Source organism: Pradoshia sp. Z5_111 (assembly GCF_058267535.1).
The window spans coordinates 41,975-63,916 of the sequence record NZ_JBZCPQ010000014.1 but is presented as its reverse complement, the minus strand read 5'-3'; the positions used below and the strand labels follow the sequence as shown (position 1 = coordinate 63,916).

The 21,942-nt window shown below is 38.5% G+C and carries 25 protein-coding genes; 13 read left to right on the top strand and 12 right to left on the bottom strand.

Annotated features, from left to right (window positions below; all coding sequences use genetic code 11):
- Positions 1-183 precede the first annotated feature (183 nt).
- Positions 184-1,182 (bottom strand): NAD(P)/FAD-dependent oxidoreductase, encoded by a 999-nt coding sequence (locus AC4D4A_RS18150; RefSeq protein WP_490997155.1) that lies wholly within the window; start codon positions 1,180-1,182, stop codon positions 184-186.
- A gap of 300 nt (positions 1,183-1,482) precedes the next feature.
- Here AC4D4A_RS18150 and AC4D4A_RS18145 point away from each other — a divergent pair, with 300 nt between their 5' ends.
- The 5 genes from AC4D4A_RS18145 to spsC all read left to right on the top strand — a co-directional run bounded on the left by AC4D4A_RS18145 (position 1,483) and on the right by spsC (position 4,744).
- A complete protein-coding gene (locus AC4D4A_RS18145; RefSeq protein ID WP_490997154.1) occupies positions 1,483-2,700 on the top strand; it encodes an NAD(P)/FAD-dependent oxidoreductase in 1,218 nt (405 codons plus the stop codon).
- Positions 2,701-2,789: 89 nt separating this feature from the next.
- Positions 2,790-3,272 (top strand): NUDIX hydrolase, encoded by a 483-nt coding sequence (locus AC4D4A_RS18140; RefSeq protein WP_490997153.1) that lies wholly within the window; start codon positions 2,790-2,792, stop codon positions 3,270-3,272.
- 149 nt (positions 3,273-3,421) lie between these two features.
- On the top strand, positions 3,422-3,544 hold the full coding sequence (locus AC4D4A_RS18135; protein ID WP_175354293.1) for a YuiA family protein: 123 nt from the start codon (positions 3,422-3,424) through the stop codon (positions 3,542-3,544).
- Between the two features lie 97 nt (positions 3,545-3,641).
- Positions 3,642-3,965, top strand: a complete 324-nt coding sequence (locus AC4D4A_RS18130; RefSeq protein WP_490997152.1) for a YuiB family protein — start codon at positions 3,642-3,644, stop codon at positions 3,963-3,965.
- A gap of 119 nt (positions 3,966-4,084) precedes the next feature.
- Positions 4,085-4,744 (top strand): stationary phase survival protein SpsC, encoded by a 660-nt coding sequence (gene spsC, locus AC4D4A_RS18125; protein WP_490997151.1) that lies wholly within the window; start codon positions 4,085-4,087, stop codon positions 4,742-4,744.
- A 76-nt stretch (positions 4,745-4,820) separates the two neighbouring features.
- Here spsC and AC4D4A_RS18120 read toward each other — a convergent pair whose 3' ends face one another.
- Complete coding sequence (locus AC4D4A_RS18120; RefSeq protein WP_490997150.1) at positions 4,821-5,657, bottom strand: alpha/beta hydrolase; 837 nt, start codon at positions 5,655-5,657, stop codon at positions 4,821-4,823.
- Between the two features lie 247 nt (positions 5,658-5,904).
- Here AC4D4A_RS18120 and AC4D4A_RS18115 point away from each other — a divergent pair, with 247 nt between their 5' ends.
- The 6 genes from AC4D4A_RS18115 to AC4D4A_RS18090 all read left to right on the top strand — a co-directional run bounded on the left by AC4D4A_RS18115 (position 5,905) and on the right by AC4D4A_RS18090 (position 12,120).
- On the top strand, positions 5,905-6,879 hold the full coding sequence (locus tag AC4D4A_RS18115; RefSeq protein ID WP_490997157.1) for an iron-hydroxamate ABC transporter substrate-binding protein: 975 nt from the start codon (positions 5,905-5,907) through the stop codon (positions 6,877-6,879).
- Positions 6,880-6,892: 13 nt separating this feature from the next.
- A complete protein-coding gene (locus AC4D4A_RS18110; protein ID WP_490997149.1) occupies positions 6,893-7,897 on the top strand; it encodes a FecCD family ABC transporter permease in 1,005 nt (334 codons plus the stop codon).
- Positions 7,890-8,912, top strand: coding sequence for a FecCD family ABC transporter permease (locus tag AC4D4A_RS18105; protein WP_490997148.1), 1,023 nt, complete (start codon positions 7,890-7,892; stop codon positions 8,910-8,912). Before AC4D4A_RS18110 ends, AC4D4A_RS18105 begins: the two co-directional genes overlap by 8 nt.
- Before the next feature lie 15 nt (positions 8,913-8,927).
- A complete protein-coding gene (locus AC4D4A_RS18100) occupies positions 8,928-9,734 on the top strand; it encodes an ABC transporter ATP-binding protein (protein WP_490997147.1) in 807 nt (268 codons plus the stop codon).
- 509 nt (positions 9,735-10,243) lie between these two features.
- The gene (locus AC4D4A_RS18095) at positions 10,244-11,752 is read left to right on the top strand and encodes a leucyl aminopeptidase (RefSeq protein WP_490997146.1); all 1,509 of its coding nucleotides are present in this window, start codon (positions 10,244-10,246) and stop codon (positions 11,750-11,752) included.
- A gap of 125 nt (positions 11,753-11,877) precedes the next feature.
- The gene (locus tag AC4D4A_RS18090) at positions 11,878-12,120 is read left to right on the top strand and encodes a hypothetical protein (RefSeq protein ID WP_490997145.1); all 243 of its coding nucleotides are present in this window, start codon (positions 11,878-11,880) and stop codon (positions 12,118-12,120) included.
- Positions 12,121-12,164: 44 nt separating this feature from the next.
- Here the strand turns inward: AC4D4A_RS18090 and AC4D4A_RS18085 are convergent, their stop codons facing one another.
- Positions 12,165-12,578, bottom strand: a complete 414-nt coding sequence (locus AC4D4A_RS18085; protein ID WP_490997144.1) for a YuzC family spore coat inner layer protein — start codon at positions 12,576-12,578, stop codon at positions 12,165-12,167.
- Between the two features lie 121 nt (positions 12,579-12,699).
- Positions 12,700-12,879, bottom strand: coding sequence for an asparagine synthase (locus AC4D4A_RS18080; protein ID WP_490997143.1), 180 nt, complete (start codon positions 12,877-12,879; stop codon positions 12,700-12,702).
- A gap of 206 nt (positions 12,880-13,085) precedes the next feature.
- On the opposite strand from AC4D4A_RS18080, the gene AC4D4A_RS18075 reads away from it, so the two are divergent.
- Entirely contained in the window at positions 13,086-13,451 is a 366-nt protein-coding gene (locus AC4D4A_RS18075; protein WP_490997156.1) for a hotdog fold thioesterase, read from the top strand.
- Positions 13,452-13,503: 52 nt separating this feature from the next.
- On the opposite strand, the gene mnhG is transcribed toward AC4D4A_RS18075, so the two are convergent.
- From mnhG to AC4D4A_RS18040, 7 genes are read right to left on the bottom strand one after another with little or no spacing between them, the layout of a single operon-like run.
- Positions 13,504-13,857: a monovalent cation/H(+) antiporter subunit G gene (mnhG, locus tag AC4D4A_RS18070; RefSeq protein ID WP_490997142.1), complete on the bottom strand. Its 354-nt coding sequence runs from the start codon at positions 13,855-13,857 to the stop codon at positions 13,504-13,506.
- On the bottom strand, positions 13,844-14,125 hold the full coding sequence (locus AC4D4A_RS18065; protein ID WP_490997141.1) for a Na(+)/H(+) antiporter subunit F1: 282 nt from the start codon (positions 14,123-14,125) through the stop codon (positions 13,844-13,846). Before AC4D4A_RS18065 ends, mnhG begins: the two co-directional genes overlap by 14 nt.
- Positions 14,125-14,601, bottom strand: a complete 477-nt coding sequence (locus AC4D4A_RS18060; RefSeq protein WP_490997140.1) for a Na+/H+ antiporter subunit E — start codon at positions 14,599-14,601, stop codon at positions 14,125-14,127. The genes AC4D4A_RS18065 and AC4D4A_RS18060 overlap by 1 nt, the downstream gene beginning before the upstream one ends.
- Positions 14,602-14,608: 7 nt before the next feature.
- A complete protein-coding gene (locus AC4D4A_RS18055) occupies positions 14,609-16,093 on the bottom strand; it encodes a Na+/H+ antiporter subunit D (protein ID WP_490997139.1) in 1,485 nt (494 codons plus the stop codon).
- The gene (locus tag AC4D4A_RS18050; protein ID WP_066106626.1) at positions 16,086-16,427 is read right to left on the bottom strand and encodes a Na(+)/H(+) antiporter subunit C; all 342 of its coding nucleotides are present in this window, start codon (positions 16,425-16,427) and stop codon (positions 16,086-16,088) included. Before AC4D4A_RS18050 ends, AC4D4A_RS18055 begins: the two co-directional genes overlap by 8 nt.
- The gene (locus AC4D4A_RS18045; protein WP_490997138.1) at positions 16,427-16,849 is read right to left on the bottom strand and encodes a Na(+)/H(+) antiporter subunit B; all 423 of its coding nucleotides are present in this window, start codon (positions 16,847-16,849) and stop codon (positions 16,427-16,429) included. Before AC4D4A_RS18045 ends, AC4D4A_RS18050 begins: the two co-directional genes overlap by 1 nt.
- Positions 16,846-19,254: a Na+/H+ antiporter subunit A gene (locus tag AC4D4A_RS18040; RefSeq protein WP_490997137.1), complete on the bottom strand. Its 2,409-nt coding sequence runs from the start codon at positions 19,252-19,254 to the stop codon at positions 16,846-16,848. Before AC4D4A_RS18040 ends, AC4D4A_RS18045 begins: the two co-directional genes overlap by 4 nt.
- 233 nt (positions 19,255-19,487) lie before the next feature.
- Here AC4D4A_RS18040 and AC4D4A_RS18035 point away from each other — a divergent pair, with 233 nt between their 5' ends.
- Positions 19,488-20,045 (top strand): DUF5366 family protein, encoded by a 558-nt coding sequence (locus AC4D4A_RS18035; RefSeq protein WP_490997136.1) that lies wholly within the window; start codon positions 19,488-19,490, stop codon positions 20,043-20,045.
- Between the two features lie 21 nt (positions 20,046-20,066).
- Here AC4D4A_RS18035 and AC4D4A_RS18030 read toward each other — a convergent pair whose 3' ends face one another.
- Complete coding sequence (locus AC4D4A_RS18030) at positions 20,067-21,926, bottom strand: transglycosylase domain-containing protein (RefSeq protein WP_490997135.1); 1,860 nt, start codon at positions 21,924-21,926, stop codon at positions 20,067-20,069.
- Between the last annotated feature and the right edge of the window lie 16 nt (positions 21,927-21,942).

Sequence of the window (21,942 nt, the reverse complement as noted above, 5' to 3'; positions counted from 1 at the left end):
TTCATATGGGGCCTGACTCTGGTATTTACTAGTACGTAAGGGAATAATTTATATACTACAAAGAGAGAGTGAGTTGTGACTAAAAAAAGAAGGAATTCAGAACGTATGAGCATAGCAGCTTACATTATGAATTCCTCTTATTTATTTTGCATGATGCGTCTTGACCAGTTTTAGTTCAGTCAATCAATCTTTAAACATACTTGTACTATGAAGGGGTTGGATTCTTGCTTTAGGATCCATATATGCTTTTGCATTGTTAATAGCCGTAGGAGCTTCACCAAATCCACAGGCAATTAGCTTCACTTTCCCATCATATGTGCAAATATCTCCAGCTGCATAAATACCAGGTATATTAGTTTCCATTTTGCTATTCACAATGATGGAATTCTTCTCGATATTAAGTCCCCACTCTTTAATAGGTCCAAGTGAAGAAACAAAACCAAATGTAACTAATACGGCATCAACGTCAATCGTTTCTTTATGTTCCCCTGTTGCGTCATCCAACACGATTTGTTTAATGGTTTCCCCATCGCCAACTAATTCAGATGGTATATAAGGAGTCTTAATGATTACACTTGAGTTTTTAAGATTTTCCACACTATGTTCATGGGCACGGAATTTATCACGGCGATGAACAAGTGTTACTTCCTCGGCGATAGGCTCAAGCATTAATGCCCAGTCTACTGCAGAGTCCCCTCCGCCACATACGACGACTTTTTTACCGGCAAATTTATTCAAATCATCAACAAAATAATGAAGATTCTTTCCTTCATAGCTAGACGCATTTTCGAGTTCAAGGCGCCTTGGCTGGAATGCTCCATTTCCGGCTGTGATGATAATCGTATTTGAATAATGAACTTCTTTATCGGTTGTTACTTTAAAAACACCATCTGCCTGTTTTTCAACATTCTCGACAGCTTGTTCAAGACAAATGGTTGGATCAAACTTAGCCATTTGTTCCTTTAGGTTATTAACTAATTCTTGAGCAAGTATTTTAGGAAAACCTGCTACATCATAAATATATTTCTCAGGATAGAGTGCGGATAATTGTCCGCCTAGCTGGGGCAGACTTTCGATGATTTTCACTGAGGCTTGCCTCATACCACCATAGAAAGCAGTGAACAATCCTACAGGTCCTCCACCTATGATCGTTATGTCATATACTTTTTGATCTTCTTTCACTTGATTACCCCCTATATTGTAAATAAATCTTTAATAAATAGTACCATATATCTTGGTATAACGTTCCTCTAAAGGATAAGTGTGTATATAAAGATAATAAGAGTAAATATTCAAAAAAGTCAAAGGTAAAACCGTTCCTAGTTTTTTTATCCTTTTTATATCCAGCGCTTGAAAAAATAACCAAAAGGGAATATAGTAATCTATAGCGAAATGTTAATATTTTGTGACATTTTTGACGTAATATACGTGAATGATATCACAAGATGTTTGAATTTTTTATATCATATAAAAAAGGTGGACGTGATACTAGTGAAAAAGCCTCAAATTGTTATTCTAGGAGCCGGTTATGGCGGATTGTTAACAGCTAAGCGTTTGCAGAATAAAATGAATGTGAATGAAGCTGAAATTACACTCATTAATAAGCATCGTTATCATTATGAAACAACTTGGCTGCATGAAGCATCAGCGGGTACCATACATCACAATAAAGTACGCTATGATATTAGTAGTATCATCGATCGTAATAAAGTAACGATGATTGAAGATACCGTTGTAGAAATAAAAAAAGATGAGAAAGTGATAGTTTGTGAGACTGGTACTGTTTCATATGATTATTTAGTGGTTGCTTTAGGTGCCGAATCTGAAACATTTGGTATTGAAGGATTAAAGGAATATGCATTCAGTATTTCCAGTGTAAATAAAGCACGTCATATTCGTGAACATATTGATTATCAGTTCTCCCAATACCAAACGGATAAAAAGGAAGAAAGATTAACCATTATAGTAGGCGGTGCTGGATTTACAGGTATTGAATTTATTGGAGAGCTTGCTAATCGTATGCCAGCTCTTTGTGAAGAATATGATGTTGATCCTAATAAAGCGCGTATTATTTGTGTAGAAGCAGCACCTACAGCATTACCAGGCTTTGATCCGGAGCTTGTACAATATGCTGTTGCCCGATTGGAGAAAAAAGGCGTGGAGTTCATGATTGGCACACCGGTCAAAGGCTGCACGGCAGAGGGAATACTGGTTGGTAAAGGCGAAGATGAAACAGAATTAATAAAAGCGGGTACAGTTATCTGGGCTGCGGGTGTCAGAGGAAGCAGTATCATCGAAAAGTCAGGTATTGAGGCGATGCGCGGCCGCGTGAAAGTGGAACCTACTTTGCAGGCGCCCGGTCTTGAAAATGTTTTTGTCATTGGAGATTGTGCGTTAATCATTAATGAAGAGATAAATCGTCCTTACCCACCAACAGCTCAAATCTCTATGCAGCAGGCTGAAGTTTGCTCCGAAAATATTGCTGCTCTTATTCGAGGAGATAAATTGAAGGATTTCGTATTTGAGCCAAAAGGCACTGTATGTTCACTTGGCGATGATGATGCGATTGGAGTTGTTTTTGGCAAAAAATTAAAAGGTACAAAAGCAGCTGCGATGAAAAAAATCATAGATAATCGTGCCTTATACATGATGGGTGGCTTGCCGCTTCTCATGAAAAAGGGTAAATTTAAATTAATCTAATAAGGTATAACATACCTCGAAAGAAAGCTGTCCGATTATACTCGAGACAGCTTTTTGATTACTAAAAAAATCCAGGAAAAGGTGTTCATATGTTAGAAAGAAGCAAATACGTCTGGTTAGGTGTAGCAGGGTTGGTCGTAACAAAGGATGGTAAATGGCTTGTTGTGAAGAAGTCATATGGTGGTTTAAAAGGGAAATGGTCATTGCCGGCAGGTTTTGTACAGCCGGGAGAAACAGCAGATGAAGCAGTGGTTAGAGAGATTAAAGAAGAGACGGGGATTGAAACAAAGATTATTGGGTTATTTGGTCTTAGAACAGGTGTTATTCGTAATGAAATCAGTGATAATATGCTGCTTTTCTTATTGGAACCAATTTCCGGAGAAATTTCCATGCAAAAAACTGAACTACTGGATGTTGCTTTTATGGACCAGGAGACAATTAAAAAGGATCCGGATAGTTCATTGTTATTAACGGAATTAAATGAAAAGCATGCATCCCTGCATAAGAAACCGCTTGAAGGAATCAATCCAGGGGATGTCTTTCAATACACCGCATATAAATTATTTATATAATTGATTTCTTGTGTATAAGGGAGTATTTAAAAGGAAAATAAATTTGTATACGCTTACATCGGATTACTGAGACTTTTTGGGTACTTTTCATTTTCTGAAATTTCTGATATATTATCAGAAAATTCAATAAATTAGGGGTTGATTACGTTATGAATCAAAAAGCCTATCAGTGCCCGTATTGCTATGGAAAAGGATATTTTCAATTACTGCTTGGTGGATCTGAAACATGCTCATGCTGCGGGGGAAGCGGTAAAACAAAAAACACTAAATAAATGGCGGTAAATGTTATTTTTCAAAAACAACCCAATTGACGAAAATTCTTCCATCCTATAAACTTACTTTTGTACGACTAAGGGGGAGTTATAGAGAATGGGCATGTCAATTCCGGTTGTAATTATATCAGTGGTATTATTCTTTATTCTTTTTTTTGGATTGGGCTTTATTTTAAATATGCTGTTTAGAAAGACATGGATTATGGCAGTAATTTATCCCTTGGCAGCATTATATTTTATTAATAGTGTTAAGTTAACGGAGTACTTTGTAAATCCTTCTTCTAGTTTTCAATTATTAAAAGAGCGATTTTTCAACCTTGCCTCCGCAGATGCAATTATTTTGGCAGCAGGATTAGCAGGATCCATTGTTTCAGGTATAGTTATAAGAATTCTTCGTTCAATGGGATACAGAATGTTTTAACCCTCTTCGAGTAATCGTTAGTGGGTTTTTTTATTTTAACAAAATATAGATAGTTCTGAAAAAGGAATAGATACTCTGGTATTGGGAAGAATGGTTTGTGTGAAAGGAGAAATCGTCACATGGACCATACTTTTAAATTTATCAGAGCAATTTCACTCGTTTTTTTATTCTTACTGGCTACCGTTGTAACCCTTTCATATTTTACAGGAATTAGTGTTCATGAGTTTCCTGTTTTTCGCCATATACATTCTAAAATTAGGGAAAATCCTAAGCCCAAAGATCAAATATCGTTATCAAGCTATGACACAACTTCCTCTGTTGGACAAATAAAATCAGCGTCCACACTGGAAGAAAATGATGATTGGAATAAATACCCGGCTAAAGAAGTGATTGCTACAGGTTATACAGCAGGGTACGAGTCAACTGGGAAAAATCCAAACCATCCCAGCTATGGAATCACCTATTCCGGTGTAAAGGTAAAGCGCGACTTATATTCAACGATTGCAGCGGACACAAGCGTCTTTCCAATTGGGACCATTCTTTTTATCCCATCCTATGGGTATGGAGTGGTTGCTGATACAGGTTCAGCGATAAAAGGGAATAAAATTGATCTATATTACGATACCGTGGATGATGTATATCAGAAATGGGGAAAAAAACAGCTGAAGGTGTATGTAGTCAGTATGGGAACAGGCAAGCTGACTGAACCTGAGCTAAAAGCTTTGAATGAAACAGAGAGCTTGCAAGTATTTAGAAATCAGATTATTAATAAAAAGTAGTTAAATATTTTTTTCCTACCGTTCCTCATGGACGGTTTTTTTGTGCTTTAAATTCGGTGTTCGCTATATAGTTTTTTTATATACTCCCCAGTTTAATTGCGCGATTTATAAGTGGTAATAATACGGATACATGATTTTCCTCTGAAAACTCCCTGAACTGTATGTGAATCCCGTATTCATGCAACTGATTAAGGTCTTCGGAAATTTCAGCAGCATTTTTATTCATATGACTAAAGTGTTGCTTTTCCAGCTCGCCTACACCAATCATAATCTTTATTTGCCGCTCTGATTGTTTTATCTTATGGATGAATGCGTCTTTCTCGCTTCTAAAAAACATCGGATCCCAATGAATAGAGGGGCTTCCTGCTATGTATGTATGAAAAGTGTCTGGCTCTGAGAAAAGAATTTGTAAAACAAATAATCCGCCTAGTGAGTGGCCAAACAGTGTTTGTTTGTTTATATTGACCGGCAGATTTCGCTCTATTTCCGGTTTAACTACTTCTTTAATAAATGTAAGGAAATGCTCAGCTCCACCATGGGACGGCCATTCTATGCCTGCTGGGTGCGGCGGTAAATTCTCTTTTGATATTGGCCTGGTAAAATCATAGACACGGTAAGGAGAGAATGGCTGATCTGTGTGATAACCAATTCCAACAATAATTGCTGGATATACCTCTGTTTTTTCCGGCTTCCTCATCTGAACACGCATTGCATCAACAAAGGTGCCAAAAACAGAGTTTGCATCCAACGCATAGATAACCGGGTATCCTTCAGGAGGAGGAACAGTATCCGGCTTGTAAATGAAAATACGATAAAACCGGTCCTGTTTCTGATTGTACATATCTACATCCCAGGTATTAGGTAAAGAAACATTTTGATGCCAAGAAGAATTTTTAGGGGCTGTCTCGCTCATTTATTGACCTCTTTTCATTTGTATTCAAAAGATTATTTGACAAATTAAGTATAAATCATTCAAAAATTTACATAAAATTAATTGAAAATTCCAGTTTGTTCGTTTATATTTTATATAATACTTGATAATGATTATCATTTTCAATACTTTCCGCAATAAATATGGGGGTTGGTAAGACAAATTGTTTAGTTAGATTGAAAGCGAGTACATAGAAAAAGGACCAGATGAGAGGAAGAGGAAAATGAGTATTAAAAAGAATTTATTAATCATGGGATTATCCGCTATGACTTGCCTTGGTTTGGCAGCATGCAACAGTACGGAGACACAAATAAAACAATCTGAGAATGAAGTTCAAGCTGATGATAGCAAGAAATCAGAAAATAAAACTCAAACGATTACATACCTTGATAAAGAATATACGGTTCCTTCTGAGGTGAAAAAGATTGCTACAGCGAGTCTTGAATCGATGGAGGATGCAGCGATTTTAGGAGTTAAACCTGTAGGTGCTATTACAATTGCCGGAGAACTGCCAGCTTATTTGGCAGATGATTTGGCTGGTGCTAAGTCCATAGGGGAAAAAACACAGCCAAATTATGAAACATTACTTGGATTAAAGCCTGATGTGATCCTTTGGACTTCCAAAGCGAAGGAGAATATCACTGAACAGTTAACGAAGATTGCACCAACATTCCCATACTCCCATATCTCAACAAACTGGGAAGATAACTTAAATTTAATGGCTCATTTGACAGGTAAAGAAGCTGAAGCAGAGAAGATTATTTCTGATTATAAGAAAGATGCTGGGGCAGCAAAAGAACAATTGGGTGAATCTCTGAAAGGGAAAAAGGCAATGGTCCTTCGTATTCGGGGAGGCAATGTCTATGTGTATCCAGAAAGTATGTACCTCAACCCGGTTCTGTACAGTGATTTAGGACTTGAGGTACCGGAAGTGGTAAAAGCTGCGAAGGCACAGGAAGTTATCTCAATGGAAAAACTTGCGGAAGTGAATCCGGATTATGTGTTCCTTCAATTTGAAGAAAGTGAAAATGCTGATAAACCGAAAGCATTGGAAGAGTTAGAAGCTAATCTAATTTGGAAAAGTATGAATGCTGCTAAAAACGGAAAAGTATTCGTTAATACTGTGGATCCTCTTGCCCAGGGTGGAACGGCATGGAGTAAGACGGCTTTCCTCAAAGCTGCAACCAGCTCTTTAACTGAGTAAGGTTGATGAGTGTATGGATAAGAGGAAAATACCTTTACTGATAATAAGTGCGGCACCCATTCTTATACTCCTTATCATCCTGTTATCCGTTTTTTATGGAGCCAAAAATATAGATTATATAACGATCTGGAATGCCCTTTTTCATTATGATGCCGATAATGTGGACCATGCCATTATTATGACATCCCGTTTACCGAGAGCAATAGGGGCACTTCTTGTTGGAGCCTTCCTTGCTATATCAGGTGCACTCATGCAGGGGATGACAAGAAACTATCTTGCATCCCCTTCCATTATGGGTGTGGCAGATGGTTCAGCTTTTATCATTACGGTATCAATGATTTTTCTGCCGAATATGACATCTATTGAAATGATTTTGTTGTCAATGGTTGGTTCTGCGCTCGGTGCAGGAATTGTTTATGGATTTGGCTCCATGCTACCTAATGGTTTATCACCTGTTCGCTTGGCCATTATAGGTACTGTGCTTGGGACGTTTTTGAGCAGCCTGTCTCAAGCATTGGCTTCCTATTACCAAGTCTCCCAAAATATTAGTTTTTGGTATAATGCGAGATTGCATCAAATAGATTCGGAGCTCCTTGCACTGGCTGTGCCATTTGGTATAGTTGGAATCTTCCTTGCCTTACTGGTTTCCAAATCCGTGACGATCCTTTCTCTTGGTGAGGAAGTTTCAATTGGCTTGGGTCAGCGTACCGGATTAGTCAAAGCGATTTGTATTCTGTCGGTTATCTGTTTAACGGGTACGGCAATTGCATTAGTAGGAAAAGTTGGTTTCGTAGGCTTAATCATTCCGCACATTAGCCGTATGCTTGTCGGCGTTGATTATAAATGGATAATTCCTTGTGCAGGCATACTTGGGGCTGTATTTCTCGGTCTATGTGATGTTTTAAGCAGATTTATCAATTATCCCTTTGAAACACCGATTGGCGTTGTGACTGCATTGATTGGTGTACCATTCTTCCTCTATTTAATCAGAACAAAAGGAGGAAGAGGCCTTGCATAAAGTTTCAAAACGAAGATATTACATAACATTATGGCTGATTGTACTCGCTATTACAGCAGTCATCGTTTATAGCTTGATGGCTGGAACCTTTCAATTGTCTGTTATCGATGTAATAAAGACATTAGCACGAATAGACGTAAATCCTGAACACGATTTGGTCATCTTTGATTTTAGGTTACCGAGGATTCTGATTGGCTGTCTGGTTGGGATTGGGCTTGGAATAGCCGGTGCTGTGATTCAGGGAGTGACGAAGAATGGCTTGGCCGATCCAGGAATACTTGGTATTAATGCCGGTGCTGGTACGGCTGTTGTTTTATTTATGTTTTTCTTTCATAGCGTATTTCAAGGAATGACATGGCTTTCCATTATGGCTATGCCCTTATTTGGTCTCGTTGGAGGATTGCTGGCGGCCTTAATCATATTCGCCTTTTCATGGAAAAATGGCTCCCTTGATGTAGAAAGACTCATCTTGACTGGAATTGCGATTGGTTCAGCTTTCGGTGCCGTTTCCTTATATTTGTCGCTGAAAATGAAAGCAACTGATTTTGAAATGGCAGTTGTGTGGATCACAGGCAGCATTTATGATGCCAATTGGCTTTATATATTTGCCATGGCCCCTTGGCTGTTTATATGTATACCGATCATTCTAAAAAAGGTCTATATACTTGATTTGCTCCAATTAGAGGATAGTAGCGCTATCAGTTTAGGTATAGCCATTAATAAAGAAAAATCAATTTTACTTCTCAGCAGTATCGGCTTAATAAGCGCTTGTGTATCAGTATCAGGCAGTATTGGATTTATTGGCTTAATGGCACCGCATATTTCGCGCTATCTTGTTGGTGTTCAAAATAAATTTGTTATCCCTGTGAGTGCAGCAATCGGTGCGCTGTTGGTGGTCTCTTCTGATTATATTGCCAAAACAATCATTGCCCCTGCTGAACTGCCAGTTGGTATTATCGTATCCATTATTGGGGTACCATTCTTCTTGTATTTACTCAAAAAGGCGAAAGCATAGAGGGGGATTTTTGATATGAGTATTCTGCGTACAGAAAACCTTGAAGCCTGTTATGAAAAAAAGACCGTGTTTAAAAATTTAAACTTAGAGATTACTAAGGGCAACATAACGACTATTATTGGACCAAACGGTTGTGGGAAATCTACTTTATTAAAAACGATGGGACGCGTACTGAAACAAAAGCAAGGAAAGGTATTTTTGCAGGAGCAAGATATGAATACCGTTTCAACGAAGGAAATTGCCAAACGGCTTTCTATGCTGCCGCAAAGCCCAGCTGCACCGGGATTGTTGGGTGTGGAGGAACTGATATCCTATGGGCGTTATCCACATCGTAAAAACAATAAAATAATGACGAAGGAAGATATGGAGATCATTGAATGGGCAATGGAAATTACCAAAACATCCCCCTTTCGAAATCGAAGCATCGCAAGCTTATCTGGTGGCCAAAGGCAAAAGGTTTGGCTGGCCATGGCACTGGCTCAGAAAACAGATGTCATCCTCTTAGATGAGCCCACAACATATTTAGATATGGCCCACCAGCTGGACGTATTGCAAATTATTCAGGAACTCAATCGCCAAGAAAAAAGCACAATAGTAATGGTACTCCATGATATCAATCATGCATCCAGATACTCAGACCATATCATAGCCATGAAAGACGGCAGTATCATCAAATCCGGTACCCCAACCGAAATCATAAACCAAGAAGTACTAAAAACCGTCTTCCAAATAGAAGCCAGAATCATCATCGACCCATACGATCATGCACCGGTATGTGTTGGTTATAGTGCTGAGGCGACTGGTCAGCTCCGACAAGCATAAGAGGAGGCACGTAGGGAGGCGTTTTTCCCTCCCGCAGTGGCTACACTTATGACTCGAGGAGCTAGGAGCCGAAGCCGGATTAAATATAGTGCTGAAGCGGCTATCTTAAGGAACGAAGACTAAAACCGCCACGTCCTGTGGCAACGTCTTCATGACCTACATCCTGTAGGCCTCCTGTAGAGGTCATGCTTATGTCCTGAGTTTCTAGCCGTTGAAGCCGGATTACAAGGAACGAAGACTAAAACCACCCAACCCTGTAGCAAAGCCTCCATGACCAACATCCTGTTGGCCCTCCGCAACTAATTCACAGAGGATAACAGTCCTCTGTTTTTTTATACCTAAAGTAAGGGTAAAATAGGCAAGATATGTCGAATGAATCGTTTAATTTTTCAGTGAATGGAATACATCATTTGTTCTAAATTACGATGTCAATGGTAAGATAATAGGTAAGGAAAGTTGATGTCAGTAAGAAAAGGCATGAATGAAGATAAACGATCAGGAGGAGTAGTATGTTTAAAGTTTATAATGAAAATCCGAGTCAAACACATATGCCGGTTTTGGTAACTGGAGCATTTAATCATCCAGTTACGCTTGCGGCGATTTTATCGGACGCAGATAAAATGATGAATAGTAAGCTTCAGGATCTTGCCAGGGTTGGAGATATTTCCGCTAGGAAGAAAAAAGTATCGACATTGCATACACTTGGTCTAATTCCACCGGAGAGATTGGTGTTCGTTGGACTGGGGAAACAAAAAGATTTAACATTCGAAGAGCTAAAAGAAGCATTCGGCAAAATGTTTCAAAAAGTCGAAGATTGTGGATGGACAAAGATTAGCGTCGATTTAACGTCATTCCTGACAGATGTCATTACGGTGGAGGATGCAGCACACGCTTTAGGAGAAGCATTAGCTTTGTCTACGTATGAATTTGAAGGATATAAGCAAAAGAAAAATGAACCTGATAAGAAAATAGAAGAGGTTTCTGTATATACGGAAGCTGACCAAGAGCTAGTTGAATCTTCCCTTTTTGTTGGATATACATACGGAAAAGGAACCAATTCAGCTCGGACTTTAGTAAATCTTCCAGGTAATATGCTAACGTCTACAGATATGGCCAATTATGCTAAAGGACTGGCTGATAAATATCAGTTTGAGTGTGAAATCCTTGAAAAAGAGGATATGCAGGAGCTTGGAATGGGAGCCTTGCTTGCCGTCAACCAAGGATCGGCTGAACCACCTAAAATGATTGTCCTGAAATATCAAGGGAAATCTGAATGGACAGATGTAATTGGTTTGGTTGGCAAAGGAATTACATTTGATACAGGCGGGTATTCAATAAAGACAAAAGCAGGGATTGTTGGAATGAAAACGGATATGGGGGGAGCAGCCGCTGTCCTTGGAGCTATGGAGATAATTGGGGAATTGAGACCTGAACAAAATGTTGTGGCCGTTATTCCATCAACAGACAATATGATATCCGGAAATGCCTTCAAACCAGATGATGTCATCGTTTCCATGGCTGGTAAAACAATTGAGGTCTTGAATACAGATGCCGAGGGGCGTCTTGTGCTGGCAGATGCGATTACATATGCTAAACAGCATGGAGCGGATTATTTAGTTGATGTAGCTACATTAACCGGGGGAGTTATTACAGCATTAGGTGTAGAAATGACAGGTGCAATGACAAATCATGAAAGCTGGTTTGAGGAAGTCTTAAAAGCATCTGATGAAGCTGGAGAACCCATGTGGAGATTGCCAATTACCGAAAGGGATAAAGCGCGTGTTCGCAATAGCAAAATAGCTGATCTTAATAATTCGCCGGGAGCAGAGGGGCATGCCATTATGGGAGGTGCATTTGTTGGTGAATTTGCTGAGGAGACTCCATGGGTGCATTTAGATATAGCTGGTACATCAACAAGACGTTCCAGCTATGAGCTTGGACCATCAGGTGCTACTGGTGTAATGGCGAGGACATTGGCTGTATTGGTTGAACGTTTTGGTTTGGATGGTGAAGAATAATTCATACTCATAAATAGATTTAAATGTGAATGTATCCTTATAAGAGGGCATTCGCCCTTACCTGCTGTTAGGTTTTTGCATACATAATAGTGTAGGCATTAAAACACACAGGAGGTATTTTACAGATGGATTATAGACAGAGACCATGGGGAAGACCATGGGGTAGACCGTGGGGCGGACCGTGGGGAAGACCATGGGGTAGACCAGGTTTTGGTTTTGGATTTGGAGGTCCGATCGGGGGATTTGGTTTAGGATTAGCCGGCGGATTAATAGGTGGAGCATTGCTTAGCAGACCATTGGGATATGGATATGGTTATCCTCCGTATGGATATGGATACCCTTATGGATATGGTGGCGGATTTTATTAATAATAATTTATAAACAAAACCAGCAGTTATCAAACTGCTGGTTTTTAGCTCCATCGTATGACTACCCCAACTTCACAACAGGGAGGACTGGTTTGTTTATCAGCAAAAACCAGCCGAATTCCCTCCGGATCGTAATAGATGGACGGAGCTATTCGAATACCGGTTGAAAGCAATAATCGATTCACTTCGCTTAGATTATTAAACTCCGAGGCTGCCATAATTTGACGAGCTAAGTCTTGAGATGTAGAGATCTGATTGGCGATTCTTAATGCTTCAGTCAGATAGGACGCGGTTCGATTAGCAGAATTCTTAAATTTTGTTGTATCTATAGCAGGAACTTTTCTGTTATATGAAGAATAAGAATTCATACCCATAACAGATGGATGGATCCATGTGGGTATGTGGTAATGAGGACCTAGACTTTGAGCCCAGTTATAAAACTGTTGATTTGCATACATATGGGCACCTCCTCTTACGAAATAAATTACCTTATAACTATATATAGGAGAAGGTAGATTGTATTAGACCAAAAAATAAGCAACGGTTAAGTTGCTTATTTAGGGGATAGATGATGTTCATTTAGATATCGTTGCGATGCTCGACTAAGTCAATAACACCAAGAGCAATATGGGCAAGCCCAAATCCAAATAGTGTATTGGCAATCATTTTATTGCTATTATGCTTTTGTTTAAGAGCATAACCAGTAGCGGCGACAGCAGTACCTAATACAGTTGGAACCATTCCTTCTCGAAGATCCATTTGACCATACCTCCATCATCTAGATATGCTTTTTGTAAAGTCCTACGGATAGCCCATTCATCATCTTTGAAGGGATTCACCTTAAAAAATCTGAATAGGAATCACTTGTAAGTAAGCTTTACTCCTTTATTTTTCCGCTCTTTATCTAATTCATAACAAATAAGCAATGGAAAGGATGCCTTTAATTGGATTTAAGTAAAACATTGATGGGTACATTAGGGATAGAAATAGTTGAGGTCAGTAAAGGAAGGGTTGTTGCAACCATGCCCGTTGACCAACGGACACACCAGCCTATGGGACTACTTCACGGTGGTGCATCGGTTGCTCTTGCCGAAACGGTCGCCAGTCTTGGTGGATATACAATGGTTGACGAGGAGAAAGAAGCAGTCGTTGGTTTAGAGATTAATGCGAATCATCTTAAAAGCAAAAGGGAAGGCTTGGTGACCGCAATAGGAAATATTATACACAGAGGAAAAAAAACAATGGTATGGGAAATTAAAATAACGGATGAAGAGAACGAATTAATATGTATCAGCAGATGTACACTTGCAGTGATCCAAATAAAAAAATGAGGATGTCTTACAAGGTCTAAAGCGACCTTGTAAGCATCCTCTTTTTCTGTCATTAACTATTTTTCTGTTTTTTTGCCTTTTTTAAATCATCACGCACACTATGTTTCCACAATTTAACGCCTGTATTATAGGCTGCACGGCTGATTAAATGTCCGGCAACTGGAGCTGTCATAAAAATAAACAAAATAGCTAGCAGGATACGGGAGTTAAAATGGCCCTCTGTAAGCCAGAAATATAAGAATGTGCCCAGCAATACAAGGGTTACACCCAAAGTGGATGTTTTAGAAGCTGCATGGCTCCGCGTATATACATCAGGTAGACGAAGTATTCCAAGAGCTGATATAACGGTCAATATAGAACCGATTAAAACAATACATACAAAAATATAGGAACTAATTTCGTTCATTTTCTATGATTTCCCCTTTCTCCAGGAATTTCGAAAAGGCAACCGTACCAGTGAACGAAAGAATACTGATCAGAAGGATAACCTCTAAAAACATCGATGTGCTGAGCAATAAGGATAGGATGGCTATCATGCAAATTAAGTTCATGCCAATAGCATCCAATGCCACTACACGATCAGGGATGCTTGGTCCCTTAATTACTCTATAAATTAGAATGAGCATCGAAATAGCTATACAGACTAAAGAAAGCTGAAGGATGAAACTAATCATTACTCACTCACCTCCAGAATAAGCCGTTCAAATGAATTTTTTATGCTTTCTTGCATTTCTGGAATCTCCGATATATTTAATGCATGGATGAATAATGTTTTATTATCAGAAGAAATATCCAGAACTAATGTACCGGGAGTCAAGGTAATCAGACAGGACAGAAGAGTGATCTGCCAATCCGATTTAAGTTTGGTTTCATAAGTAAAGATTCCTGGCTTCAGTTCAAGCTTTGGTCTGATGATTGTTTTGAAAACGTCGAAGTTTGCAATCAATAATTCTCGTATAAATATCCCCAAGAGATGCAGGACAGCCAATACCTTATGCAAATAAAATCGAGTCGAAAAAAAGCGTCTGAATAGAAAAAGAATAATCGCCCCAATTAAATAGCCGATAATAAATGAAGCGGCTGTATTTGACGTCGTCAGAAACATCCAGGTCAAGGCTAGAATTACATTTAATAATATTTGATAAGACATATCTTCATCACTCCTTTAGTACGGCCTGAATGTAATCTGTTGGATTCATTAAAACATCAACCGCATCAGACACATACGTATAAACAACCTCAGAGCCCAATCCGTACAATATTGAGACTACAAGTAAAATGCCAATCGGCAATAGTAAGAAACGATTGTCTTTCTTGGAGAAGTTCTCATCGTAAACCTTTTTCTCACCCCAGAATGCGAATATGAAAATGCGCATCACGGAATATAAAACAATTAAACTTGAGAATAGGACTACCAATCCTCCAACGTAATGCCTTTCATCAAAGGCACCCTGAATGATTAGTAATTTCCCTGTGAAACCACTGAAAGGTGGAACCCCGGCTAACGATATAGCTGCTATGAAGAACATCCAAGCTAAAAGTGGAGATTCGTGAATTAGCCCACCCATGCGCTTAATATTACTTGTCCCTGTTTTAGCCATCATAACTCCAATAAGCAGAAACAGGGCTGCTTTAATCATCATGTCATGGATTGTATACATAATGGAACCGGATATAGATGCGGTATTCATGATTGAAATACCGAAGATTATAACACCAATTGCAATTACGATATTGTAAATGATGATTTTTTTGCCATCCATATAGGCCAATACACCGATACAGCCGAATACAATGGTTAAAATTCCAAGGTACTCCAGCAATGTATGCGTATAGTCAGTTTGATGATAAAACATGATGGTATAGGTTCTTAGGATGGAATAAACACCAACCTTTGTTAATAATGAACCAAACAATGCCAGGATTGGAATTGGCGGCGCAAAGTATGAGCCGGGCATCCAAAAATATAAAGGGAAAATAGCTGCCTTTAATCCAAACACGATTAGAAACAGAACAGCGATAACCGTGATGATTCCCGGCTGGTCTACTTCCGCAATTCTTTCTGAGATATCCGCCATATTCAGCGTACCTACAACAGAGTAAAGAAAAGCAACAGCAGCGACAAAAAGGCCAGAAGCAATTACATTTACAAGCAAATACTTGATAGACTCGCGGAGCTGTACTTTTGTCCCACCTGTCACTAGTAATACATAAGATGACATTAGCATTACTTCAAAAAATACAAATAAGTTGAATATATCTCCGGTCAAAAATGCCCCGTTAACACCTACAATTAAAAATTGGATAAGGGCATAGTAGAAATATTTCTCACGGTTTGCATCAATATTTTTAAAAGAATAAATAATTGTTACTAATGTAATTAGAGATGTAGTTAAAACCAGTAAGGCTGCCAGCATATCCGCTACAAGACTAATTCCAAAAGGGGCATCCCAGCTGCCGGCCTGCAAGGTTAGAATGCCATTTGTTTTTACCTCTATTAAAAGTGAAAAGGTAACTACCAGGACCAGTATTGAAGAGGCCAAGGCGACTATTCTTTGGGCATTTATTTTTTTCGCAAGGAATAACAATAAAATTCCTGTTAATAACGGAAGTAAAATAGGTAATATAACAAGGTTATTCATATGACTTATTTCCTCTCAGTTGATCCATGTTATCCGTTCCTAGTTCCTGATAGGAACGATAGGCCAATACCAGGAAGAAAGATGTGACACCGAAGCTAATTACAATCGCTGTCAGGATTAATGCCTGTGGCAGTGGATCCACATAGGATTTGGCGTGTTCACTTAAAATAGGCACAGCTCCTTGTTTTAATCCTCCCATGGTAAGAACCAATAAATTCACCGCATGGCTCAATATGCTTGTTCCAATAATGATACGAAGCAAGCTTTTTGATAAAAGTAAATAGGTGGAAATCGTAAATAGAATTCCTATAGCAAAACACATTAAAATCTCCATCATTCACTCTCCCCAATCGTTTGAATAATGGTCATTGTCACGCCGATTACAACTAGATAAACACCCGTATCAAAGATAACTGCTGTATGAAGGGATGTTTTACCAAGGAGCGGTAAATTAAAATAATCAAATGCGTGCGTCAGGAAAGGAGCATCGAAGAATAACGCACCAGCTCCAGTTCCGACAGATAACAACAATCCAACAGCAACCAACGATAAATAATTTACCGGCAGAAAACTTTTTACGGTTTTTAAATCAAATGCCAGCAATAAAAGAATGATGGCAGAAGAAGTCATAAGACCACCGATAAATCCACCGCCGGGCGTATAGTGTCCGGCAAAGAAAATGTTTATTGAGAACAAAATAATAATAAAAGTTGCGATTTTAGTGACCGTCTGTAAAATTAAATCATTTGTTTTCATTCTTCCCCTCCTCTTTTCGTGAGACGGAGTTTAATCATGGTGTAAATTCCTATGGCTGCAATGGATAGTACGGTAATTTCAAACATGGTATCCAAACCACGGAAGTCAACCAGGATTACGTTAACCATATTCTCTCCACCGGCTTCTTTGTACGTAACCTTTTTATAAAACTCAGAGATGGATTCAAATAGCTTCGTACTGTGAGAAGCAAGTGCGATAAGTGTCATCGTAATTCCGACACCAAGAGAGATTGCCAGGTTCGTCAATTTAAAGCGCATACGCTTTTCCTTTGGTTTATACTTCGGCAAGTGATAGAAACAAAGCAAGAACAGGGATGTAGAAACTGTTTCAATGACAAATTGAGTTAAGGCTAAATCAGGTGCCCTGAATAGAACAAATAAAAGTGACACCGTATAACCAACCGCTCCCATCAAAATAATTGAAGTCAGTCTCGATTTTGCAAATAGGATCATGATTGAAGCCAGCACTAAGATAAAGATCAAAATAACTTCGTATACCCCAATTGGAGTCATGCTGGTAGTTTCGAATGCAAAGCTATCGGTTTTCCAAACCGTATAAAGTAAACTGATGATCATGAAGCCAAATATATAAACTAAATAATCATGGATACTCCCGTTCATATATCCGCGGGTAATAAGACGTGAACCTGTATCCATTGATCTTAATCCCATATTATACACATTGTTTAATGTGTATTTGTCAGAGAAATACGTATAAATCTTGCTCCATTTTGGATAAAACTTATACAAGATAATTCCTAAGATGATAACTCCGATTGTCATCAATAATGCGCCATTTACTCCGTGCCACATTTGTATATGAAGATGCGGAGGATTTCCGTTTTCATACAGGCTCGGCAGAATAGCTGCAGTAGCTGGCTCAATAATTGTTGAAGTAAGGATGTTTGGAAATAATCCAAAAATAATAACCAAGGCTGCAAGTGTGATTGGTGAAATCAATAATCCAATCGGTGCCTCATGCGGCTTTTTCGTTAATTTTTCAGGCTGAAGTTTGCCGCCAAAAGTTCTAAATAAAAGAATCATACAGTAAACAAATGTGAATACACTTGCCATCCAGCCAATAACAGGGAATAAATTACCCCATGTTTGCAGGTTAAGAAAATCTGCTTTTGTTATATCTAATAGGCTGCCAAAGAACATTTCCTTACTCAAGAATCCATTGAATGGAGGTAAGCCTGCCATTGAGAATGCTCCGATTGCAGCAATAGTAAAAGTGATTGGCATTATGGTCATTAATCCGCCCAGTTTACGAATATCTCTAGTTCCCGTTTCATGATCAATAATACCGACTGCCATGAATAATGAACCTTTAAAAGTTGCATGGTTAATCAGGTGAAAAACAGCTGCCGAAACAGCGGCAATATATACATTATTCTCAGCTGATCCACTATGGAGGGAAGCCGCACCGATGCCAAGCAGGGACATGATTAAGCCGAGCTGGCTGACTGTTGAGTAGGCAAGAATCCCTTTTAAATCATACTGACGTACTGCATTAAAGGAACCCCAAATTAAGGTTATGATACCGACCAGGCCAATAATCCATACCCATTCACCCGATAAAGCAAATATAGGGCTCAAACGTGCTACTAAATAGATACCTGCTTTAACCATCGTTGCTGAATGAAGATAAGCACTGACTGGTGTAGGTGCTTCCATTGCATCAGGTAACCAAATGTGGAATGGGAATTGGGCTGACTTCGTGAATGCCCCTAATAAAACGAGTATCATCGAAAAATAAAACAGAGGATGGTTTATCAAATCTGGAGCCATTGAAATTAATTCTCTGATGCTGAAGGTATTTCCCATTACGGAGAGGGTAATAAAACCTCCGAGCATGGATAAGCCACCTAAAAAGGTGATTAATAATGATTTTTGCGCTCCGTAGCGGGATCCTTTTCTCTCATGCCAATAACCAATTAGCAGGAAGGAAGAAAGGCTGGTAAATTCCCAAAACGTATAAAGGACAATTAAGTTATCAGATAGGACAACCCCAAGCATAGCCCCCATAAATAATAGTAAATAGACATAAAAATTACTCAATTTTTCTTTTGTTTTGTCCATATAAAAGATGGAGTACAGAATAACGAGTGTACCAATGCCTGTGATCAGCATAGCGAAGAGCAGGCCTAATCCGTCTACATAAACATCAAATGAAATGTTTAGTGAAGGGATCCATGCATAACTTGCTGTTATGGATTGATGATCTGATATTTCAGGCAGGAACGTAAACAAATAACCAAATAACACGATAGGTATGATGAGTACGAACCATCCGGTATGTATTTTACGAGCATATTTGCCTATAACCGGAATACATATCGCAGCCAAAAAGGGCAGTAATATACTCAAGTGAAGCATTGACATAAGGACCTCCCTTAAAAAATTATAAAATATTGAAAAATTACAACAAAATGTACCAATCCGTACATTCAGCATAGCAAATTATACCGCAAATTTATATTAGACTGTACTTGAAAAGACTGGTATTCATGTGTTTTAACCATGTATTATATGAAGGAAAAAAATTAAAAAAATCAATTCTCCTTTCCGGTAAATGATGTATAATGGGAAAATATGAAATAAAAGGAAAACGAAAAATGAAGAATACATACGTAACAGGTTATTTTCCCTTATTATCGATAATGGCATTTAGTCTGTCCTTTGCTGTTCATCTTATGGTGAGAATGATCGTGTTTTTAAAAAGCAATGGGCTCTATTCAGGCATGACTGGGTTGTTATCAGAGATTAATATTAAATTATCCTTTTTATTATTGTTCTTTATCTGTTTTTTTATGTTATTTGCTGCGCTAAAGCTTCTTGTTGATACCTTCATGGAACTGTCACTTTTGTTTTTTTCAAAGGATAAAGTGGGAGAAGATCTGCAAAAGCTGAGAGGGGCTTCTGTCATTTTTCTGATAGGTGGACTTGTATCCATGTTATGTAGTCTATCTATTTGGTTACTTGCGGGTTGCTTTTTACTTACTTCATTATTCGCTTTTATATACTTTCTGTATAAAATCAGTGCATCCTTATCGGGTATAGGATTGATAGGGATTATATTTTTCCATGTAACGATCTGGGCCGTTCTGTTATTGGCAGTCTGTCTCTCTGTCTTAAAATTGTATAATAGTATAATGGCTGGACTTCCGCTGTAAAGGAAAAAGCATGATGAACCTCTAATAGAGAGAATCCATCATGCTTTTCCATATTTGCATTTGTGGCTGACTTTTATTTAAAAATTCTATACTGGACGGCTGATCCTTGCCCACCCAGACCCCACCTGTATAAGAAGCAGTCATCCCAACAAACCATAAATCATGGTAATCATTTGTTGTTCCGGTTTTACCCCCTATATAAGCTTTATTCATATAGGCAGATTGAGCAGTACCATTCGTTACAACCTCAGTCAGAAGAGTTTGCATTTTATCTGCTGTTTCTTGACTCCATATTTTCTTACTCTCCATATCCCATTGATAAATCATCTTCCCATTAGAATCTGTAACATTCTTGATGGCATGTGCTGTAACATAGTTGCCGTCATTCATAAAAGCAGTATATGCCCGAGATAATTCAAGAACAGACATTCCATACCTAAAACCGCCTATAGCAGCAGAATATGTTCGGTCGGCGGGGATTGACTTTTTGAATCCGAATTTATCCAGATAGAGGAATGATTCCTTAATACCTGTTTTTTGAAGTAATCGAACAGCTGCAGTATTAACCGATTTGGCCATAGCTTGATTAAGAGTAAGATTGCTATATGTTGAATGACCATAGTTCTCTGGGCAATAATTTTCGATGCATATCGCTCGTGCGTCTATTTTTTGATTTATGGAACGATCCTTATTAGTTTCCAAATATGGCGCATATACCAGCAATGGTTTAATCGTTGATCCTGGCTGGCGAAAACTTTGATAGGCTCGATTAAATGTTGAGGGTTTATATGTTTTTCCCCCAATCAACGAGACAAGCTCATGAGTAGAATGATTAATAACTACCGCTGATGCTTCAATATTTTTATAAGGCAGGGTGCTACTAACAGCTGCTGTGGCTTTTCTCTGAATATCCGAATCGAGAAATGTATGGATAGTAATTCCTGAATGAAGTAGTTCCTTAATTCGGTTATCTAATTTCTTTGTTAATTGATTAGATTCTTTTTCAGATAAACCAGAAAACTGATAACCATCCTGCTCTGCGACCAGCTGACGAAATTCAGCCAGCGTATAATCGGTATAATCAGGGAATTCTTGGATTCGTTTTGAAAGATTTAATTTTATTGATTCCTTTAAAATTTGCTCTTTTTCTACTTTCGTTATGAGATTATTATTCTCAAGTTGCTGCAGAAGTCTACCCTGGCGTTTTTTTGTATTTTGGAAATTGGTAAGCGGGTCATAAAGACTAGGGTTATTTGGAATTGCCGCCAGAAAAGAGAGTTCACCATTCGTGAGATTCTTTGCTGATTTGGAAAAATAAAAATGAGCAGCAGCTTCAATTCCATAGGAACTGGTTCCATAGTAAATCGCATTTATGTAAGTATTTAATAGTTGATCCTTTGAAAAATTGCGCTCAAGCTGATAGGCATAAAGCAGTTCAGTTAATTTACGATTATATGTACGTTCATTGGTGAGGAATAAATTTCGAGCGAGCTGTTGTGTAATGGTGCTGCCCCCTTGATGAATTCCCCCGCTTCCCGTATTAATAATGAACGCTCTGCTAATAGCTGATAAATCAAACCCCTTATGTGAATAAAAATGCTGATCCTCTGAAACTACGTAAATATCCTTTAAAATTTGAGGGATATCAGCATCCTTTATATATTTCCGATTCTCTGTTTGATAGATTTCTCTGATGGCTTGTCCATCGGAATCTGTGATTGTACTGTTAAGCTGCATGGCTGATTGATCTATTTGTAAATTGGTGTCCATTACATGATTAAGGCTTTGCAATTTGGAAAACTCATTCAGTGTTAATGTACACAAACCGTATAGGGACGGAACCAGTAATAAAATCATACAAAATCCAATTATTTTTCTCATTTTTACCCACCCGGTA